Annotated in this window: 17 protein-coding genes; 9 read left to right on the top strand and 8 right to left on the bottom strand. The window is 71.3% G+C overall.

Annotated features, from left to right (window positions below):
* The first annotated feature begins 21 nt into the window (after nt 1-21).
* Together ACFQ6S_RS04045 and ACFQ6S_RS04040 are read left to right on the top strand one after the other, a co-directional pair.
* Complete coding sequence (locus tag ACFQ6S_RS04045; protein ID WP_383403082.1) at nt 22-1,359, top strand: ABC transporter substrate-binding protein; 1,338 nt, start codon at nt 22-24, stop codon at nt 1,357-1,359.
* A gap of 14 nt (nt 1,360-1,373) precedes the next feature.
* Nucleotides 1,374-2,576 carry a Gfo/Idh/MocA family protein gene (locus ACFQ6S_RS04040; RefSeq protein WP_383404310.1) on the top strand — a complete coding sequence of 401 codons (1,203 nt, stop codon included), beginning with the start codon at nt 1,374-1,376 and terminating at the stop codon, nt 2,574-2,576.
* Between the two features lie 43 nt (nt 2,577-2,619).
* On the opposite strand, the gene ACFQ6S_RS04035 is transcribed toward ACFQ6S_RS04040, so the two are convergent.
* Both ACFQ6S_RS04035 and ACFQ6S_RS04030 read right to left on the bottom strand, forming a co-directional pair.
* Nucleotides 2,620-3,321, bottom strand: a complete 702-nt coding sequence (locus tag ACFQ6S_RS04035) for a L,D-transpeptidase family protein (RefSeq protein WP_383403079.1) — start codon at nt 3,319-3,321, stop codon at nt 2,620-2,622.
* Between the two features lie 165 nt (nt 3,322-3,486).
* A complete protein-coding gene (locus tag ACFQ6S_RS04030; protein ID WP_383403076.1) occupies nt 3,487-4,284 on the bottom strand; it encodes an SDR family NAD(P)-dependent oxidoreductase in 798 nt (265 codons plus the stop codon).
* A gap of 50 nt (nt 4,285-4,334) precedes the next feature.
* Here ACFQ6S_RS04030 and ACFQ6S_RS04025 point away from each other — a divergent pair, with 50 nt between their 5' ends.
* The gene (locus ACFQ6S_RS04025; protein WP_383403073.1) at nt 4,335-4,880 is read left to right on the top strand and encodes a hypothetical protein; all 546 of its coding nucleotides are present in this window, start codon (nt 4,335-4,337) and stop codon (nt 4,878-4,880) included.
* On the opposite strand, the gene ACFQ6S_RS04020 is transcribed toward ACFQ6S_RS04025, so the two are convergent.
* From ACFQ6S_RS04020 to ACFQ6S_RS04005, 4 genes are all read right to left on the bottom strand, one after another.
* On the bottom strand, nt 4,871-5,785 hold the full coding sequence (locus tag ACFQ6S_RS04020; RefSeq protein ID WP_383403070.1) for an SDR family oxidoreductase: 915 nt from the start codon (nt 5,783-5,785) through the stop codon (nt 4,871-4,873). The genes ACFQ6S_RS04025 and ACFQ6S_RS04020 overlap by 10 nt on opposite strands.
* Before the next feature lie 96 nt (nt 5,786-5,881).
* The gene (locus ACFQ6S_RS04015) at nt 5,882-6,256 is read right to left on the bottom strand and encodes a DUF4180 domain-containing protein (protein ID WP_383403067.1); all 375 of its coding nucleotides are present in this window, start codon (nt 6,254-6,256) and stop codon (nt 5,882-5,884) included.
* Nucleotides 6,257-6,307: 51 nt separating this feature from the next.
* Nucleotides 6,308-6,937, bottom strand: a complete 630-nt coding sequence (locus ACFQ6S_RS04010; protein WP_383403065.1) for an MBL fold metallo-hydrolase — start codon at nt 6,935-6,937, stop codon at nt 6,308-6,310.
* Nucleotides 6,937-8,025, bottom strand: a complete 1,089-nt coding sequence (locus ACFQ6S_RS04005; RefSeq protein ID WP_383403062.1) for an S-(hydroxymethyl)mycothiol dehydrogenase — start codon at nt 8,023-8,025, stop codon at nt 6,937-6,939. The genes ACFQ6S_RS04010 and ACFQ6S_RS04005 overlap by 1 nt, the downstream gene beginning before the upstream one ends.
* 224 nt (nt 8,026-8,249) lie before the next feature.
* Here ACFQ6S_RS04005 and ACFQ6S_RS04000 point away from each other — a divergent pair, with 224 nt between their 5' ends.
* The gene (locus tag ACFQ6S_RS04000; RefSeq protein WP_383403059.1) at nt 8,250-9,932 is read left to right on the top strand and encodes a rhodanese-like domain-containing protein; all 1,683 of its coding nucleotides are present in this window, start codon (nt 8,250-8,252) and stop codon (nt 9,930-9,932) included.
* A 105-nt stretch (nt 9,933-10,037) separates the two neighbouring features.
* Nucleotides 10,038-10,787 carry a sulfite exporter TauE/SafE family protein gene (locus ACFQ6S_RS03995; protein ID WP_383403056.1) on the top strand — a complete coding sequence of 250 codons (750 nt, stop codon included), beginning with the start codon at nt 10,038-10,040 and terminating at the stop codon, nt 10,785-10,787.
* Between the two features lie 42 nt (nt 10,788-10,829).
* Here ACFQ6S_RS03995 and ACFQ6S_RS03990 read toward each other — a convergent pair whose 3' ends face one another.
* Nucleotides 10,830-11,117, bottom strand: coding sequence for a metal-sensitive transcriptional regulator (locus tag ACFQ6S_RS03990; RefSeq protein WP_383403053.1), 288 nt, complete (start codon nt 11,115-11,117; stop codon nt 10,830-10,832).
* 64 nt (nt 11,118-11,181) lie between these two features.
* On the opposite strand from ACFQ6S_RS03990, the gene ACFQ6S_RS03985 reads away from it, so the two are divergent.
* Both ACFQ6S_RS03985 and ACFQ6S_RS03980 read left to right on the top strand, forming a co-directional pair.
* Nucleotides 11,182-11,760 (top strand): rhodanese-like domain-containing protein, encoded by a 579-nt coding sequence (locus ACFQ6S_RS03985; protein WP_383403050.1) that lies wholly within the window; start codon nt 11,182-11,184, stop codon nt 11,758-11,760.
* A gap of 134 nt (nt 11,761-11,894) precedes the next feature.
* The gene (locus tag ACFQ6S_RS03980) at nt 11,895-13,649 is read left to right on the top strand and encodes an ABC transporter ATP-binding protein (RefSeq protein WP_383403047.1); all 1,755 of its coding nucleotides are present in this window, start codon (nt 11,895-11,897) and stop codon (nt 13,647-13,649) included.
* Between the two features lie 16 nt (nt 13,650-13,665).
* On the opposite strand, the gene ACFQ6S_RS03975 is transcribed toward ACFQ6S_RS03980, so the two are convergent.
* On the bottom strand, nt 13,666-14,511 hold the full coding sequence (locus ACFQ6S_RS03975) for a (2Fe-2S)-binding protein (protein WP_383403044.1): 846 nt from the start codon (nt 14,509-14,511) through the stop codon (nt 13,666-13,668).
* A 175-nt stretch (nt 14,512-14,686) separates the two neighbouring features.
* Between ACFQ6S_RS03975 and ACFQ6S_RS03970 the strand changes: the two genes are divergently transcribed.
* Together ACFQ6S_RS03970 and ACFQ6S_RS03965 are read left to right on the top strand one after the other, a co-directional pair.
* The gene (locus ACFQ6S_RS03970; RefSeq protein WP_383403041.1) at nt 14,687-15,712 is read left to right on the top strand and encodes a FecCD family ABC transporter permease; all 1,026 of its coding nucleotides are present in this window, start codon (nt 14,687-14,689) and stop codon (nt 15,710-15,712) included.
* Complete coding sequence (locus ACFQ6S_RS03965; protein ID WP_383403038.1) at nt 15,709-16,758, top strand: FecCD family ABC transporter permease; 1,050 nt, start codon at nt 15,709-15,711, stop codon at nt 16,756-16,758. The genes ACFQ6S_RS03970 and ACFQ6S_RS03965 overlap by 4 nt, the downstream gene beginning before the upstream one ends.
* Nucleotides 16,759-16,777: the final 19 nt, after the last annotated feature.

Here is a 16,777-nt window from a genome sequence, read left to right as displayed (position 1 = left end):
GGGACAGGGATGCGAGTTCGTATGCGTACGGTCCTGGCGCTGGCCGGGGCGATGGCGCTGTCCCTGGCCACCGGCTGCGCACAGGGCGGCGCGGCCGGGTCGGGCGGCAACACGGTGACGTACTGGCTGTGGGACGCCAACCAGCTGCCCGCGTACCAGGCCTGCGCCAAGGGGTTCGAGAAGCAGAACCCCGGGCTGAAGGTGAAGATCACCCAGATGGGCTGGGCCGACTACTGGACCAAGCTCACCGCGAGCTTCATCGCGGGCACCGAGCCGGACGTGTTCACCGACCACATACAGAAGTTCGGGCAGTTCGCCGACCTGAACGTGCTCGAACCGCTCGACGACCTGGGCCTGGACGACTCCGCGTATCAGGCGGGCCTCGCCGCCAACTGGAGAGGCCAGGACGGCCACCGTTACGGCGCGCCAAAGGACTGGGACACCGTCGCCCTCTTCTACAACCAGAAGCTGGTCAAGGAGGCCGGGCTCGGCGCCGGGCAACTCAACTCCCTCTCCTGGAACCCGCAGGACGGCGGCACCTTCGAGAGGGCCATCGCGCATCTGACCGTCGACAAGAACGGCAAGCGCGGTGACGAGGAGGGCTTCGACAAGAACAACGTCAAGGTGTACGGGATGGCGACGGGCGGTGCGGGGGACGCCGACGGCCAGACCACGTGGAGCCCCTTCGTCGCCTCGGCGGGCTGGAACTACACGGACAAGGCGCGCTGGGGCACGAAGTACCAGTACGACAGCGAGACCTTCCAGTCGGTGGTCGACTGGTACTTCGGCCTGGCGAAGAAGGGCTATCTCGCGCCCTTCACCGATTACACCGACGGCGCCAACCCGGCCAACGCCCAGGTCGCCTCGGGCAAGGCGGCGACCTCCTTCGACGGTGCCTGGATGATCTCCACCTACTACGGCACCAAGGGCCTCGAGGTCGGTACCGCGCCCACGCCGGTCGGCCCGACCGGCAAGCGCGCCACGATGATGAACGGCCTCGCCGACTCCGTCACCAAGAACGCCCGCAACAAGGAGGGCGCGAAGAAATGGGTGCGGTACCTGGCCTCGAACGAGTGCCAGAAGACCGTCGGCGGCTACGGCATCGTCTTCCCCGCGACCCCGGACGGCACGGCAGCGGCTGTGGCCGCGTACGAGAAGAAGGGCATCGACGTGTCCGCGTTCACCGAACCGGTCACCGACAAGAAGAACTCCGCGACCTTCTCCTTCCCGATCACCGACTATGCGGCGGACGTGTACTCCCTGATGCGCCCCGCCATGCAGGACGTCTACGCCAACGACGCCCCGGTGAGCGGTCTGACCAGGACCAACGACCAGATCAACCTCATCCTCGGCCAGTGAAAGGCACACACTCCATGACGTTCTCCCTCGGCATCGTCGGCGCCGGCCAGTTCTCCGGCCAGTTCGCCACGCTGTTCCAGGCCCACCCCGGTGTCAGCGACGTGTACGTCACCGATCTGCTGCCCGAGCGGGCCGGGCAGCTCGCCGAAGCACAGGGACTGGCCGGCACCTTTCCCTCGTACGAGGCGATGCTGGAGTCGAAGGCCGTCGACGCGGTCGCGATCTTCACCCAGCGCTGGACCCACGGCCCCCTGGTGCTCCAGGGCCTGAACGCCGGCAAGCACGTCTACTCCGCCGTCCCCATGGCCATCACCACGGAGGAGATCGCGGCGATCATCGACGCGGTCAAGGCGACCGGACTGACGTACATGATGGGCGAGACCAGCCAGTACAACCCGGCGACCGTCCACGCCCGCAACCAGATCGCCGAGGGCTCCTTCGGGCGGCTCTTCTACGCCGAGGGCGACTACGTCCACGACATGGATCTGGGGTTCTACGAGGCGTACCAGTACAGCGGCGGTGAGAACTGGAAGGCGACGGCCTCCTATCCCCCGCTGCTGTACCCGACGCATGCGGTGGGCGGGGTGCTGGGGGCCTGGCAGACGCACGCGGTGAGTGTGTCGGCGATCGGCGTCGTGGACGACCGCGGCGACGGCGTCTTCGACAAGTCCGTCAGTCAGTTCGGCAATGACGTGTCCAACGCGACCGCGCTGTTCGAGGTCGCGGGCGGCGGCTCGTTCCGTACGAACGAGTTCCGGCGCGTCGGATATCCCTCCCACATACGGGAGTCGCGATTCCGGTTCTTCGGCACCGAGGCGAGCATGGAACAGCTCGCCACCGTGGCTCTGTGGCAGGACAAGAAGGGCGTCAAGGACATCAGTGAGCTACTGGAGCCCAAGCCCACCCTGTCCCCGGACGACCCGTCGCTCCAGCACATCGCGCCGGACCTGCGGGCCGCCTTCACCTCGGGTTCGGCGCCGGTGCACGACCGCGCCCGGCTGCCCCGGGAGTTCGACAATCTGCACAACGGCCACGAAGGCAGCCACCACTTCCTGGTCGACGACTTCGTGACCGCGGTCAACAGCCGCAGCCTGCCGTCCGTGAACGCGTGGGTGGCTGCCCGCTACACCCTGCCGGGCATCGTCGCGCACGAGTCGGCGCGGCAGGGCGGGGTCAGGCTGGAGATCCCGGACTTCGGGGACGCGCCCGAGGCGTGACGTTTCCCCGACCTCGACCCGCGAGCCGGGTGCCTGTCCTGACTCAGGTGCCCGGCTTGCGGCCGTACACGTAGACGTCGTCGCCGTTCTTCAGCAGCGACCAGTACTTCTTGGCGTCGGTCTTCGTCATGTTGACGCAGCCGTGCGAGCCCGGCGGGTTCCACATGCTGACGCCGACCGAGTGGAAGGCCTGGCCGCCGTCGAAGAACTGGGAGTACGGCATCGGCACGTTGTAGATGGTCGACACGTGGTCGATGTTGCGCCAGTAGATCTTCTTCAGGCCGGTGCGGGTCTCGTAGCCGTTGCGGCCGGTGCGGACCGGGACCGGGCCGTACACGAGCCGGCTGCCGTCCTGGATCCAGCTCAGCTGGAGCGTGAGGTTCACACAGGCGATACGGCCCTTGTTGACGGGGCACTTGCCGTCCTTGTTGGGGTTGTTGCCGACGGCCTTCTGCTTGTTCATCAGGTCCATCACACCCCAGGTGACGGGACCTGCGTAGCCGGCGTTCGGGGTGATGCCGTGCTTGGTCTGGAAGGCCTGGATGGCCTTGCAGTCTGCGGTGGACTGCCTCCCGTCGACCGGACGGCCGAGGAACTTCTCCACCTTCTTCTGATACGGGCCGGCCTGCGTCGTGCAGCTCGGCGCCGCCTGTGCCGGACTGGCGGCGAGCGTGAGCGCGAGCGGTGCGACCAGTCCGCCGGTGATGCCGAGTGCGACGGCGCGCCGTCTGCGTATGTCCCCCATGGCCGGGCCCTTCCCTAGCGTGTTCTGTGGACTTCTGCCAGGTAGACCCGTGTGCGGGGGTATCGGTTGTGCTCCGGATCGGGCTGTGACCGAACGGTGAAATTTCGCCAGGCCGAGCGCGTGGCCGGATGGGGCGGAGCGGGCGGTGCGGGCGGTGCGGGCCCCTCAGCCCTCGCTCCGACGCTGGACCGCCGCCTGGAACCCGGTGTTGACCGCGGTCAGGCCGCCGTCGACGGTGAGGGTGGTGCCGGTGATCCAGGCCGCGTCACGGGAGGCCAGAAAGGCGACGGCGGCGGCGATGTCCTCGGGTTCGCCGACCCGGCCCAGGGGATACAGCGGCCGGATCGCGTCGAGCTCCGCGTCCCGTCCCTCCCACGCCGAGGTGCGCACCGTGCCCGGCGTCACCAGGTTGACGCGGACGCCGCGAGCGGCGGCGTGGCCGGCGAGGGTGCGGGTGAGCGAGCCGAGGCCGGCCTTGGCGGCGCTGTAGGCGTGGTTGCCGAAGTCCTGGAGGCCGTTGACGGAGCCGATGTTCACGATGGCACCGCGGCCGGTGGCGGCCAGGTGCGGGAGGGCGGCGCGACAGCAGCGGTAGGTGCCGGTCAGGGTGATGTCGAGGTCGCGGCCCCATGCCTCGTCCGGGCCGTCCTCGAAGAGCTCGGTGTCGGGTGTGCAGGAGGCCGCGCTGTTGACCAGGACGTCGAGCGAGCCGAACGCCGCCACGGCGTGGGCGACGGCCGCCTCGACGGACGCGCGGTCGGCGACGTCGCAGGCCAGCGCCACTGCCGCGAGCCCGCGTCCCCGCAGCACCGCCGCCGTCTTCTCGACCTCGGGTCCGTCCCGGTCGGTCAGCAGGACGCGGGCGCCCTCCTCGGCGAGGCGGCGTGCGGTGGCGGCGCCGATGCCGCGGGCCGCGCCGGTGATCAGGACTCCGTGAGCTGCGAATCGCGTCGTGTCCGTCATGGTGCGAACCGTAGTGCCGGGACGATCACCGTGGCAGATAGCGTGCGTACATGTCGGTGTTCATGCAGCAACTCCCCGCTCTCATAGGCGTTCTCGTCGGTGCGCTCGGTTCGTACGTGGTGGTCGTGCGCGGCGACCGGATGAGGTTCGGGCGGGAGCAGGCGGCTCGCTGGGAGGAGCGGCGGCTCGCGGTGTACGCCGACTACGCGCGGTCGGTGAAGAAGACGGTCACGATCACTTATCGGGTCGCCTCCGAGCTCCGCCTCGGGACGCACCCGGACCCCCTCACCCTCGATGCCGCCGAGTCGCTGCTGGCCGAGGCGAACATCGAGCGGGATCCCTCGGGCGAGGCGCTGATCATGCTGGGCAGCGTCGCCGTGGTGGAGAAGGGGCGGGCCTGGGTCGTGACGGTGATGGACATGGAGCGCTTCGTCCGCGACGGTGGTCGGGACCGGGAAGCCTGGCAGGCGCTGGTGGAGCGGCAGCGCGCCTGGCGGGAGGCCTACTACGCGGCGGTGCGGGAGGACCTGGGCCTCCCGCCGGGCCACTCGGCGCGCTGGCCGATCCGCGCCGACGCCGCTCCGCCTCAGCGGTAACCGGTGGTGTCCGCCGGCTTGCCCGCGTCCTGGACCTCGACCAGGTACCGCCAGGCGTCGGGGCGGCTGCCGTCGAGGTCGGTGAAGCCGTAGACCTGCGCGAGCTGTCCGCCGGAGAGGGACTCGCCGTTCCAGCGGGCCACGTCGGGGTCGGCGGCGAGTGCGGCGACGGCGCGGCCGACATAGCGCGGTGTCTCGGAGATGGCGAAGTGCGGAACGCGGGCGAGGGCGTCGCGCCAGTTGTCCTCACGCACTTCGAACGCCTCCAGCATCATCTCCGAGCGCAGCCAGCCCGGGGTCAGCGCGACGGCGGTGGCGCCGCGCGGTCCGAGTTCGTGGCCAAGGGAGAAGGCCATGCGCAGGACGGACGACTTGGCGAGGTCGTAGAAGAAGGAGTTGCGGTAGTTCGCGCGGTTGTATTCCGCCGTGCCGTCGGTCATCTCGACGACCAGTCCGCCCGGCCGGCGCAGGAGCAGGGGCAGGGCGTGGTGGTTGGTGATCGCGTGCGTCTCGACCGCGAGCCGCAGCAGCCGCAGGCCCTTGTCGAGGTCGTGCTCCCAGACCGGGCTGTCCCAGGCGAAGAGCTTCTCGCCGCCCCAGATGTCGTTGACGAGGACATCCAGCCGGCCCTGTTCGTCCGCGATGCGGTCCACCAGGATGCGGACCCGCGCCGGGTCGAGATGGTCGGTGGGTACGGCGATGCCGTGGCCGCCCGCCTCGGTGACCAGGTCGGCGGTGTCCTCGATCGTCTCGGGGCGGTCGTACTCCGAGCGCCGGGCCCGTGTGCTGCGTCCCGTGACGTAGACGGTGGCGCCGGCCGCCCCCAGTTCCACGGCGATGCCGCGTCCGGCTCCTCGTGTCGCCCCGGCGACCAGTGCGACCTTGTCCTTCAGCGGCTGTGACATGTCCGGCCTCCCGTGCCCCTTGTGTGCGGTGTCGCTATCGAGGGTGCCGGGTAAGCCGGACATCTTCTGTCGTCTTTTTCTCGTCGCGTCGAGGGGTCACCCGGCCGGGCGCAGGCGGGCGTCGAGGTCGTCGTAGGTCGGCAGGAACCAGATGTGGTTGCCGCTGTTCGTCTCGTGGACGAAGTCGCGCAGGGCCGTGCTCCCGGCGACGTGACGGGAGATGTCGCCGACCACGACGAGGCGCTGGCGGTAGGTCACGAACTTCTGCATGACCGCGCCCGCGACGCCCGACCGCAGCCGGAAGAACTCGTCCGCGACACGCTCAACGGGCACCGCGACCAGCTCGGCCTCCTGCCCCATCGCGTCGCCGATCAGATCGAGCGCCGCGCTCTCGCCGTCCAGGGCCGGGCCGTCGGGAGCGCAGCGCAGGACGCGTACGTCATGCAGGGTCACAAGCGTGTTGGTGGTCATGGGGCGTGATCGTACGGTCGCGTCACACGCCTCACGACGGGTTTTCCTGTCTCAGTGGCCCCGGTCGAGCCACTCCTGGAGGTGCGGGGCCTCCGCGCCGATGGTGGTCGGGTCACCGTGGCCTGTGAGGACCTTGGTCTCGGGCGGCAGACCGAGCAGCCGGTCACGGATCGAGTCGATGATCGTCGGGAAGTGGGAGTAGGAGCGGCCGGTGGCGCCGGGGCCGCCCTGGAAGAGGGTGTCGCCGGTGAAGACGACGCCGAGGCCCGGGTCGTGCAGGCACACCGCGCCGGGCGCGTGCCCCGGGGTGTGCAGGACCGTGAGGTCGGCGCCCGCGGCCTCGATGACCTGGCCGTCCAGGAGGTGGGCGCCCGGGTCACGGTCCGGGTGGGTCAGCTTCCACAGCGGCATGTCGTCGGGGTGCAGCCAGATCACGGCGCCGGTGCGGTCGGCGAGGGCGGGTGCGGCGTCGATGTGGTCGTTGTGGGCGTGGGTGCACACGATCGCCTTCAGGCGCCGGTCCCCGACGGCCTCGACGATGGCGTCGGCGTCATGGGCGGCGTCGATGACGACGACCTCGTGGTCGTCGCCGACCAGCCATACGTTGTTGTCGACGTCCCAGGTGCCGCCGTCGAGGCTGAACTGCCCCGAGGTGACGAGGCGTTCGATGCGGGCGGCCATCAGAGCATCACCACCGAGCGCAGGACGTCGCCGTGGTGCATCCGCTCGAAGGCCTTCTCCACGTCCGTGAGTTCGATGGTCTCGGTGACGAACGCGCCCAGGTCCAGGCGGCCCTGCAGATGCAGGTCGATCAGCATCGGGAAGTCGCGGGAGGGCAGACAGTCCCCGTACCAGGAGGACTTCAGCGCCCCGCCGCGGCCGAAGACGTCCAGCAGCTGCAGTTCGAGCTTCATCTCCGGGGTCGGTACGCCGACCAGGACGACGGTGCCGGCCAGGTCGCGGGCGTAGAAGGCCTGCCGGTACGTCTCGGGGCGGCCGACCGCCTCGATGACGACGTCGGCGCCGAAGCCGCCGGTCAGTTCGCGGATCGCCTCGACCGGGTCGGTCTCACGGGAGTTGACGGTGTGCGTGGCGCCCATCGAGCGGGCCTTCTCCAGCTTGCGGTCGTCGATGTCCACGGCGATGATCTTCGCGGCGCCCGCGAGGCTGGACCCGGCGATGGCCGCGTCTCCGACGCCGCCGCAGCCGATGACCGCGACCGAGTCGCCCCGGCCCACGTTCCCGGTGTTGATCGCCGCGCCGATGCCGGCCATCACTCCGCAGCCGAGCAGTCCGGCCACCGCCGGGGACACCGAGGGGTCGACCTTGGTGCACTGTCCGGCCGCGACGAGCGTCTTCTCGGCGAAGGCGCCGATGCCGAGGGCCGGGGAGAGCTCCTGGCCGGTGGCGGCGAGGGTCATCTTCTGCTGGGCGTTGTGCGTGTCGAAGCAGTACCAGGGGCGGCCGCGCAGACAGGCCCGGCACTGCCCGCACACCGCACGCCAGTTGAGGATCACGAAGTCCCCGGGGGCGACGTCGGTGACCCCCTCCCCCACCGACTCCACCACGCCCGCCGCCTCATGCCCCAGCAGGAAGGGGAAGTCGTCGTTGATGCCGCCCTGCTTGTAGTGCAGGTCGGTGTGGCAGACCCCGCAGGCCTGGACCTGTACGACGGCTTCTCCCGGCCCCGGATCCGGCACGACGATCGTCTCCACGCGCACGGCCTCGTCCTTGCCCGGTGCGATCACGCCCCGTACTTCCTGCGCCATGGTGCCCAGCCCTTTCCTCGGCGGCTCTCCGTCCGCTTCCGACCCTAGTCGTGACTGATCGGTAGAGGCACGGAGCGGGGGTCTTCACATCCGCTTCCGGCCATCACGTCGAATACCCCCGGGGGTACCCTGCTACCGTGGTCATATACCCCCTGGGGTAATTTTCCGACGCCACCCGCACGCCGGGGGAGGCACGGTTAGGCCAAGACTGAGAGGAGTGCGCTGTGTACTTCGTCGACACCATCGATGTGCCGGGACTGGGCAACCGCTGCTACCTGGCGGGCGGTGCCCGCAGCGCCGTGGTGGTCGATCCACCGCGGGACATCGACCGGATGATCACGGCCGCCGCGCGGCGGGGTGTGCGCATCACACATGTGGTGGAGACACATGTGCACAACGACTATGTGACCGGCGGCCTGGATCTGGCCCGGATCACCGGCGCCGCCTATCTGGTGCCGGCCGCCGCGCGGGTCGCGTACGAACGGGTGCCGGTCGCCGACGGGGACCGTACGCCGGTCGAGGACGACCTGGTGCTGCGCGCCGTAGCCACTCCCGGGCACACCCCGCACCACACGTCGTACGTACTGGAGGAGGCGGGACACGCGGTGGCCGTCTTCACGGGCGGCTCCCTGCTGATCGGCACCGTGGGGCGGCCCGACCTGGTCGAGCCGGGACTCACCGGACGGCTGGCACGGGCGCAGTACGACTCCGCGCACCGGCTGGCGGCCGAGCTGCCGGACGAGACGGCGGTGCTGCCCACGCACGGATTCGGCAGCTTCTGTTCGGCCACCCGGGCGGCCGGCGGCACGGCGACGACGATCGGGCAGGAGCGGCAGGGGAACGACGCCCTCGTCAAGGACGTCGACACCTTCGTCGCCGATCTGCTGGCCGGCCTCGACGACGTGCCCGCGTACTACGCCCACATGGGCCCGGCAAACACTCGGGGCCCGGCTCCGGTGGACCTCACACCGCCCCGCCCGGCCGACGCCGAGGAGATCGCGGCGCGGCTGGCGGCCGGTGAGTGGGTGGTGGATCTGCGTCATCGGGTCGCGTTCGCCGAGGGGCATGTCGCCGGGGCGGTCAACTTCGAGGCCGAGGGGCAGCTGGCCACCTATCTGGCCTGGCTGCTGCCCTGGGGCAAGCCGGTGACGCTGCTCGCCGAGACACCCGCCCAACTCGCCGAGGCCCAGCGCGAACTGGTCCGCGTCGGCATCGACCGGCCGGCCGCGGCAGCCACGGGGGCACCGGAGGACTGGATACGACCGGGCGAGCGTCCGCACTCCTTCCCTCGGGCGGCCTTCGGCGACCTCGCCGCCCAGGACGGGGGTGTGGTCACCCTGGACGTGCGACGTGACTGCGAGCGTCACGCCGATCACATCAAGGGTTCCGTGCACATACCGCTGCACCAACTGCGCGGCCGGCTCTCCGAGATACCGGACGGCACCGTGTGGGTGCACTGCGCCGGCGGCATGCGGGCCGCCATCGCCGCCTCGCTGCTCGACGCGGCGGGACGCGATGTCGTCGCCGTCGACGACTCCTTCGACTCGGCCCGCGCCGCCGGTCTGCCCATGGCCCGCGTCACCCCTGCCGAGGCCTGCGAACGGGCTGCCGTGGGCGCCGCCGTCCTGGTGGATGTCCGTGAGCCGCGGGAGTGGACCGAGGCCCACGCTCCCGGCGCCGTCCTCGCACCCCTGTCCGCCCTGGCCGCCGGTGCGCCCCTGCCGGAGTCCGCGCAGGCCGGCCCGTTCGTCGCCATCTGCCGCTCCGGCAAGCGCTCCCGCGAGGCGGCGGCACTGCTCTCGGCGCGTGGCGCCGAGGTCGTGGACGTGATCGGGGGGATGCGGGCCTGGACGGAGGCGGGGCTTCCGGTGGTGGCGGAGCAGCCGGGGGAGACCGTTGACGAGTGACATCAGGGCCGGGCGCTTCCGCCGCCGGGCGAGGTGTGACCGCCCGGTCGAAGTCTTCCGCCACCGGGCTCCGATCGGGCTCATGGACAGCCCCGGAGCTCTTTCGTGACCGCCCTGCTGCTCGGCCTCCTGGCCGGTGCCGTCACCGGGCTCTCACTCGGGGCGCTGGGCGGCGGCGGCAGCGTGCTGGCAGTGCCGGCGCTGATCTATCTGCTCGGTTTCACCCCGGCCGCGGCGGCCACCGCGAGCCTGGTCGTCGTCGGCGTCACCTCCGGCATCGCGCTGGCCGCGCAAGCCCGGGCGGGCACGGTGCACTGGCGGGGCGGGGCGTGGTTCGCGGTGGCGGGACTGATCCCGGCGGCGGTCGGCGGGGCGGTGTCCGGGTGGCTGTCGCCCGGTCTGCTCACGGGGACGTTCGCGGTGATCGCCGCCATCGCCGCGCTGCGCATGCTGCGGCCGTCGGCTTCCGTACGGCACGAGGACGTGCCGGTGCGGTCCTGGCAGGTCGTCCGGGCCGGGGCGGGACTCGGCGCGGTGACCGGGGTGCTGGGGGTGGGCGGCGGCTTTCTCGCCGTACCTGCGCTGGTGAACGTGGTAGGGCTGCGGATGCGGTCCGCCGTGGGGACCAGCCTGCTGGTCATCACCGTCAACTCACTGGTCGCGCTGGCTGCCAGGGCGGGTACGCAGGCCCCCGTCGACTGGGCGGCCGTGGCCCCCTTCGCTGCGGCCGCCGTACTCGGCGCGTGGGACGGCAAGCGCCTCGCCGGGAAGGTCTCCGGCGACAGACTGCGGCAGATCTTCGCCTACGCCCTGCTGGCGGTGGCCTTGCTCATGCTCGCGGATGCCGTCGTATGACCGGGCGCGGCACACGGCGGAACACACCCGTCCGCAAGGCACTTACGCGAGCGACAGGAAGAGCTTCTCCAGGCGGGCCTTCATCTGCTGCGTCGTCTCGCCGTCGTTCCGGCCCTTCTCGGGGTCGGTGAGGCACTGCTGCAACCCGGTCGCGATGATCGCGAAGCCGGCCCGGTCCAGGGCGCGCGAAGCGGCGGCGAGCTGGGTGACCACGTCCTCGCAGTCGCGGCCCTCCTCGATCATCTTGATCACTCCGGAGATCTGCCCCTGCGCCCTGCGCAGCCGGTTGAGCACCGACTTGAGGTCGTCGCCCTCGAACTGAAGCTCCACGATCACTCCTCTACATACCCTTGGGGGTATTTTACCCCCTCCCCTCGAAAGGATCTCATTCCGCATGACCTCGCCCTTCGGCCCGCGCACCCTCGACATCGACGAGGCCCGTACCCGACTGCCCGGCCTGACCGTCATCGATGTCCGCACACCCGGCGAGTACGCCGCCGGACATCTGCCCGGTGCCCTCAACATCCCGCTGGACCAGCTCGACCGCGCCCTGCCCACGCTCGGCCGGCGCACCGGTGAGGTACTGGTGGTCTGCGCCTCCGGGGCCCGCTCCGAGAACGCCCGCCGAATTCTCGGTGAGCACGGCGTACCCGCTCTGACGCTGGTCGGCGGCACCCAGGGCTGGGCGGCGCGCGGGCACGAGCTGCACCACCCGGCGTCCGGCGGCCGCCGCACCTGGGCCATGGAGCGGCAGGTGCGGTTCACCGCGGGCGCCCTCGTCCTGGTCGGCCTCGTCCTCGCACTGCTGCATCCGGCCTGGCAGTTGCTGTCCGCGGGTATCGCGGGCGGCCTCGTCCTCTCGGCGCTCACCAACACCTGTGGAATGGCCGCGGTGCTGTCGAAGCTGCCGCACAACCGCCCACGCCCCGCCGACCTCGAGGCGACACTGGCAGCGCTGGCCCAGCAGGCGTAGGCACCCGTCACGTACGGCGGATCGCGCGCTCTGCCCCAGCACGGAAACCGGCGACCTCGCGGGCCGAAACCGGCAGGCCCCGCGGGCGCGACCCGACGTAGCCTGAGGGCTCCGTACGACTCCGGAGGAGCCCCGTGAGCATCGCAGCGACCCAAGCCACCACGTCCACCTGGCGGCTGCTCCTCGGCTATGTGCGCCCGCACCGTTGGGCCCTGCTGACGGGCGCCGTGCTCTCGCTGGTCACGGGCGCCACCGGGCTGCTCCTGCCCCTGGTGGCGCGGGAATTGATCGACGACCTCTCCCACGACCGGGCCATAACCGGTGCGCTACTGATCATGTCGGGGCTGGTGGTGACCAACGCGGCGCTGGGCGCGCTGGGTTCGTACGTCCTGCGGCGCACCGCCGAGTCCGTGGTGCTCGGCGCACGGCGCGCCCTGTCGTCGTATCTGCTGCGGCTGCGCATCACCGCCGTGGACCGCAGTGAGCCGGGCGATCTGATGGCCCGCATCACCTCGGACACCACGCTGCTGCGCGAGGTCACCACCGACTCGCTGGTGGGCCTGGGCACCGGCGGGCTCACGCTCGTGGCGACGGTGGTGATGATGGGCCTGGTGGACCCCGTGCTGCTCGCGGTCACGCTCGGCGTGATCCTGTGTGCCGGCACGGTTCTCGGGGTGATCGTGCCGCGCATCAACCGGGCCAGCCGGCAGGCGCAGGACGCGGTCGGTGTGATGGGGGCCTCGCTGGAGCGGATCCTCGGCGCGCTGCGCACGGTGAAGGCGTCCGGCGCCGAGCACCGGGAGGAACGTACGCTGCACGAGGCCGCAGAGGAGTCGTGGCGGCAGAGCGTACGCGCCGCCAAGTGGGCGGCCGCCGCGGGCAATACGGCCGGGCTCGCGATGCAGATCGCCTTCATCACGGTGCTCGCGGTGGGCGGGGCGCGGGTGGCGACCGGGGCGATCGACATCGGCACGCTGGTGGCGTTCCTGCTGTACGTCTTCTATCTGATGTCGCCGATCCAGGAGGTCGTCGGCGCGATCACGCAGTATCAGACGGGCTCCGCGGCGCTCGCGAGGATCCAGGAGGCGCTGCGGCTGCCCGCCGAACCGGCCGCGCTGCCCGCGCCGTTGCCGTCCGCCGGGGCCGAGCCCGCCGCGGTGGCCTTCGAGGATGTGCGCTTCCGGTACGCCGAGGAGCTGCCGTACGTCCACCACGGGGTGACGTTCTCAGTGCCCGCGCAGGGCATGACGGCGTTCGTCGGCCCGTCGGGCGCGGGCAAGACCACCGTCTTCTCGCTGATCGAGCGGTTCTACGACCCCGAGGACGGGACCATCTCGCTCGACGGACGGGACCTGGCGGACTGGGAGCTGCCCCAACTGCGGTCCGCGATCGGCTATGTCGAGCAGGACGCCCCGGTGCTGTCGGGTTCCCTGCGGGCCAATCTGCTGCTCGGCAATCCGGACGCGGACGAGGACTCCCTCACGCGCGTGCTGAAGACGACCCGGCTGGACGGGCTGATGGCGAAACTACCCGACGGTCTGGAGACGCTCGTCGGGCATCGCGGCACCAAGCTGTCCGGCGGTGAGCGCCAGCGCGTGGCCATCGCCCGCGCCCTGCTGCGTCGCCCCCGGCTGCTGCTGCTCGACGAGGCCACCTCGCAACTGGACGCGGTGAACGAGGCGGCGCTGCGCGACACCGTCGCCGACGTCGCCCGGACGACCACGGTCCTGGTCGTCGCCCACCGCCTGTCGACGGTGACGATGGCCGACCGGATCGTGGTGATGGACGCGGGCCGGGTACGCGCGGTGGGCACCCATCGCGAACTCGTCGCGGGCGACCCGCTGTACGCGGAGCTGGCGGCGACGCAGTTCCTGGCGACGGCGGAGTGAGCCCGTACCGGCGGTCTCAGCCCTGGAGCCTGCGCAGCCGTTCCGCGTCGCAGGTGCGGGGGCAGGTGCCACACGCCTCGGCCGGGCGGATCGTGTAGTACATGCAGCACCCGGTACGGGTGCGGGTGGCATGCCGGCGGCCGTCGTCGGTGGTCAGGTGGCGGAAGTCGGCGCCGTTCGGATACGGGGCCACAGCGCTCGGCAACAGCCGGCCGGCCGCCCGTACGGCGTGGTCCTCGCGGCCCAGCGTGCGGCCGAGGTACCAGATGCCGGAGACCAGGTCGTCGGAGACCATGCCCCACAGAGCGCGTGAGCGGCGCCGGGCGATCGGGCCGATCGCGTCCAGCAGCGGGCCCATGTGATCGGCGACCGACGCCCGCAACTCGGCGTCCAGCGCCTCCTCATGAGGGACCGTCAGCACTCCGGGCAGCGTGGCCGCCGGGTCGTCGGCCAGGCAGGCGAGGTCGCTGCCGGGGGTGACGGTGAACTCGGCCCTGGCCAGGTCGAGGCGCAGGTCCTCGGGGCGGATCCGGGGCACCCGGCGTTCGAGGTACCAGGCGCCGCTCATCAGGAGCGAGACCGACCATGCGTAGTCGTGCAATGCCCGCGAGGCGGCGACGTCGCGACGCGGAACAACCCCGTAGCGATCGTGAATCCGGGCCGCCTCCGCCGCCACGAAGGCGTCGAGCACAGCCTCGTCCTTCACCAGTTCCGCCGCCGGCACTCCCGCTCGGGCAGCGTCGGCACCGGGCGCGGCGACCCGCACGGAGAGCGCCTCGCAGAGGCCGGTGAGCCGCGCATAGCCGTCACCGAGCGTGTGCGCGACGGCGCCGGTCGGCGGTGTCGTCGGGGCCACGGACATCGTTGCTCCCCTGCGTGGTTTCAAACGAAAGCCAGATAGGTAAGGCTTACCTTACACTGACGATCATGCAGAGAATGCCAGGCGGGGGAGCCATGAGTGATCACCTATTGGCGCACATCACGGTGATCACACAGCAGTTGAACTTTAAAGCAAGCCTAACCTAAGCTCACGGCTTGTGACCACGACCCAACGGGGCGCACCCATCGGCGTGCCCTTCCGTGCCCTCAGGCACATTCCGCTCCTCCTGACCGGCCTCGCCGCCCTAGCGCTCTGCACCGCGCTGAGCCTCGCCTTCGGCGCCCGCTCCGTGCCCCTCGGCACGGTGGCCGACGCCCTGTTCGGCAACGCTCACGGACGCGAAGCCCTCGTCGTGACCGGGCTGCGCCTGCCGAGAACCGTGATCGGGCTCGCCGTCGGCGCGGCGCTCGGGGTCGCCGGGGCCGTGGCCCAGGGCATCACCCGCAATCCGCTCGCCTCACCCACCACGCTCGGCATCAACGCGGGCGCCGGTTTCGCGGTCGCCGTCGCCATCTTCGCGCTGAAGCTCAACAGCCCCGTCCAGTACATGTGGTTCGCGTTCGCCGGCGCGGCCGGGGCCGCCCTGTTCGCCCAGGCGCTGGCCCGCCGCGCCGGGGACATCGACGCCGTACGGCTCGCCCTCGGCGGCACCGTGCTCCAACTCGTGCTGCTGTCCTGGACGTCGGCGGTGATGCTGATGAGCCGGCGCACCCTGGACGAGGCCCGCTTCTGGCTCGCCGGCTCGATCTCCGGGCGCACCCTCGACGTGCTGTGGCCGGTCCTGCCGGCCCTGCTGCTCGGCCTGGTCGTCGCGCTGGCCGTCTCCCCCGCCCTCAACGCCCTTGCCCTGGGCGACGATTCGGCCCAGGCACTCGGTGTTCCGGTGGCCCGGATCCGGCTGGCGGGCGGCGTCGCGGTCGTCCTGCTCGCCGGGTCGGCCGTGGCGGTGGCCGGCCCGATCGCCTTCGTCGGCCTCGCCGCGCCCCATCTCGTACGGCCCCTGCTCGGCGGCGACCACCGGCTGCTGGTGCCGGGCTGTCTGATCGTCGGCCCGCTGCTGCTGCTCTCGGCGGATGTGCTCGGCCGGCTGGTCATCCGTCCCTCGGAGCTGGAGGTCGGCATCGTGACCGCGTTCCTGGGCGCGCCTCTGCTGGCGTTGCTGGCCCGGCGGGTGACCCGATGAGCGTCGCGGTCGTGTCCGTGCGGACGAAGTCCCCGTCCCGTGCCCGGGTCCGGCGCCGTGTCCTGCTGTTCACCGCGGCCGCTCTGGTTCTGCTGTTCGTGCTGCTCACCGTGTCCCTGACGACGGGTGAGATGCCGATGTCCGCGGGCACGGCACTGCGTGCGCTGGTCGGGCTCGGGGATCCGGGGGACGTGCTGGTGGTGCGGCAGTTCCGGGCGCCACGGTCGGTCGCGGCGATCGTCGCCGGTGCGGGACTGGGGGCGGCCGGGTGTGTGCTGCAGCGTCTGTTCCGCAATCCGCTGGCGTCGCCCGATGTCATGGGGGTGACCGGTGGGGCTTCGCTGGGTGCGGTCGCGCTGATCGCGACGGGGGCCTCACAGGCGCCGATCCCCGTCGGGGCGCTGGGCGGCGGACTCCTCGCGGCGCTGCTGCTCGGCGTGTTCGCCTGGGGCTCGGGGCTCGCGGTCACCCGGCTGGTGCTCACCGGGCTCGCCGTGCAGGCGGGCCTCGCCGCCGCCGTGAACCTGATGATCGTGCGCTTCCCGGCCGAGCTGGCCGGGTCGGCACTGCAGTGGACCACCGGTTCGGTGTACGGGCGGACGTGGACCGAGGTGTGGGGCGCGGGCGGCGCGATGATGCTCGCGCTCGTGGCCGCACTCGTCATGCACCGTCGGCTGGCGGTGCTCGACCTCGGGGACGACTCGGCGGGCGCGCTCGGCCTGCGTGTGTCCTCCGCACGGCTCCAACTGCTGCTCGTCGCCGTCGCGTTGGCGTCGCTCGCGGCAGCGCTCGCCGGACCGGTGACCTTCGTGGCGCTCGCCGTGCCGCACATGGTGCGGTTCGTGACCGGACCCCCGATGGCCACGTCATTGGCGCTGGCCGGACTCACCGGAGCGGTGCTGCTGCTGGCCTCCGACCTGGTGGTGCAGCACCTGCTGCCGATCGAGGGACTTCCCGTCGGCGCGGTCACGGCCACGCTCGGCGCGCCCTGGCTGCTGGTGCTGATGCTGCGGCAGAGCTCACCCGTCGGCAGGAGCCACGGATGACCGGCGTACGCGAGGAACC

The organism is Streptomyces sp. NPDC056479 (assembly GCF_042795335.1).
Taxonomy (GTDB): Bacteria; Actinomycetota; Actinomycetes; order Streptomycetales; family Streptomycetaceae; genus Streptomyces.
This window is presented reverse-complemented; position numbering and strand designations above follow the sequence as displayed.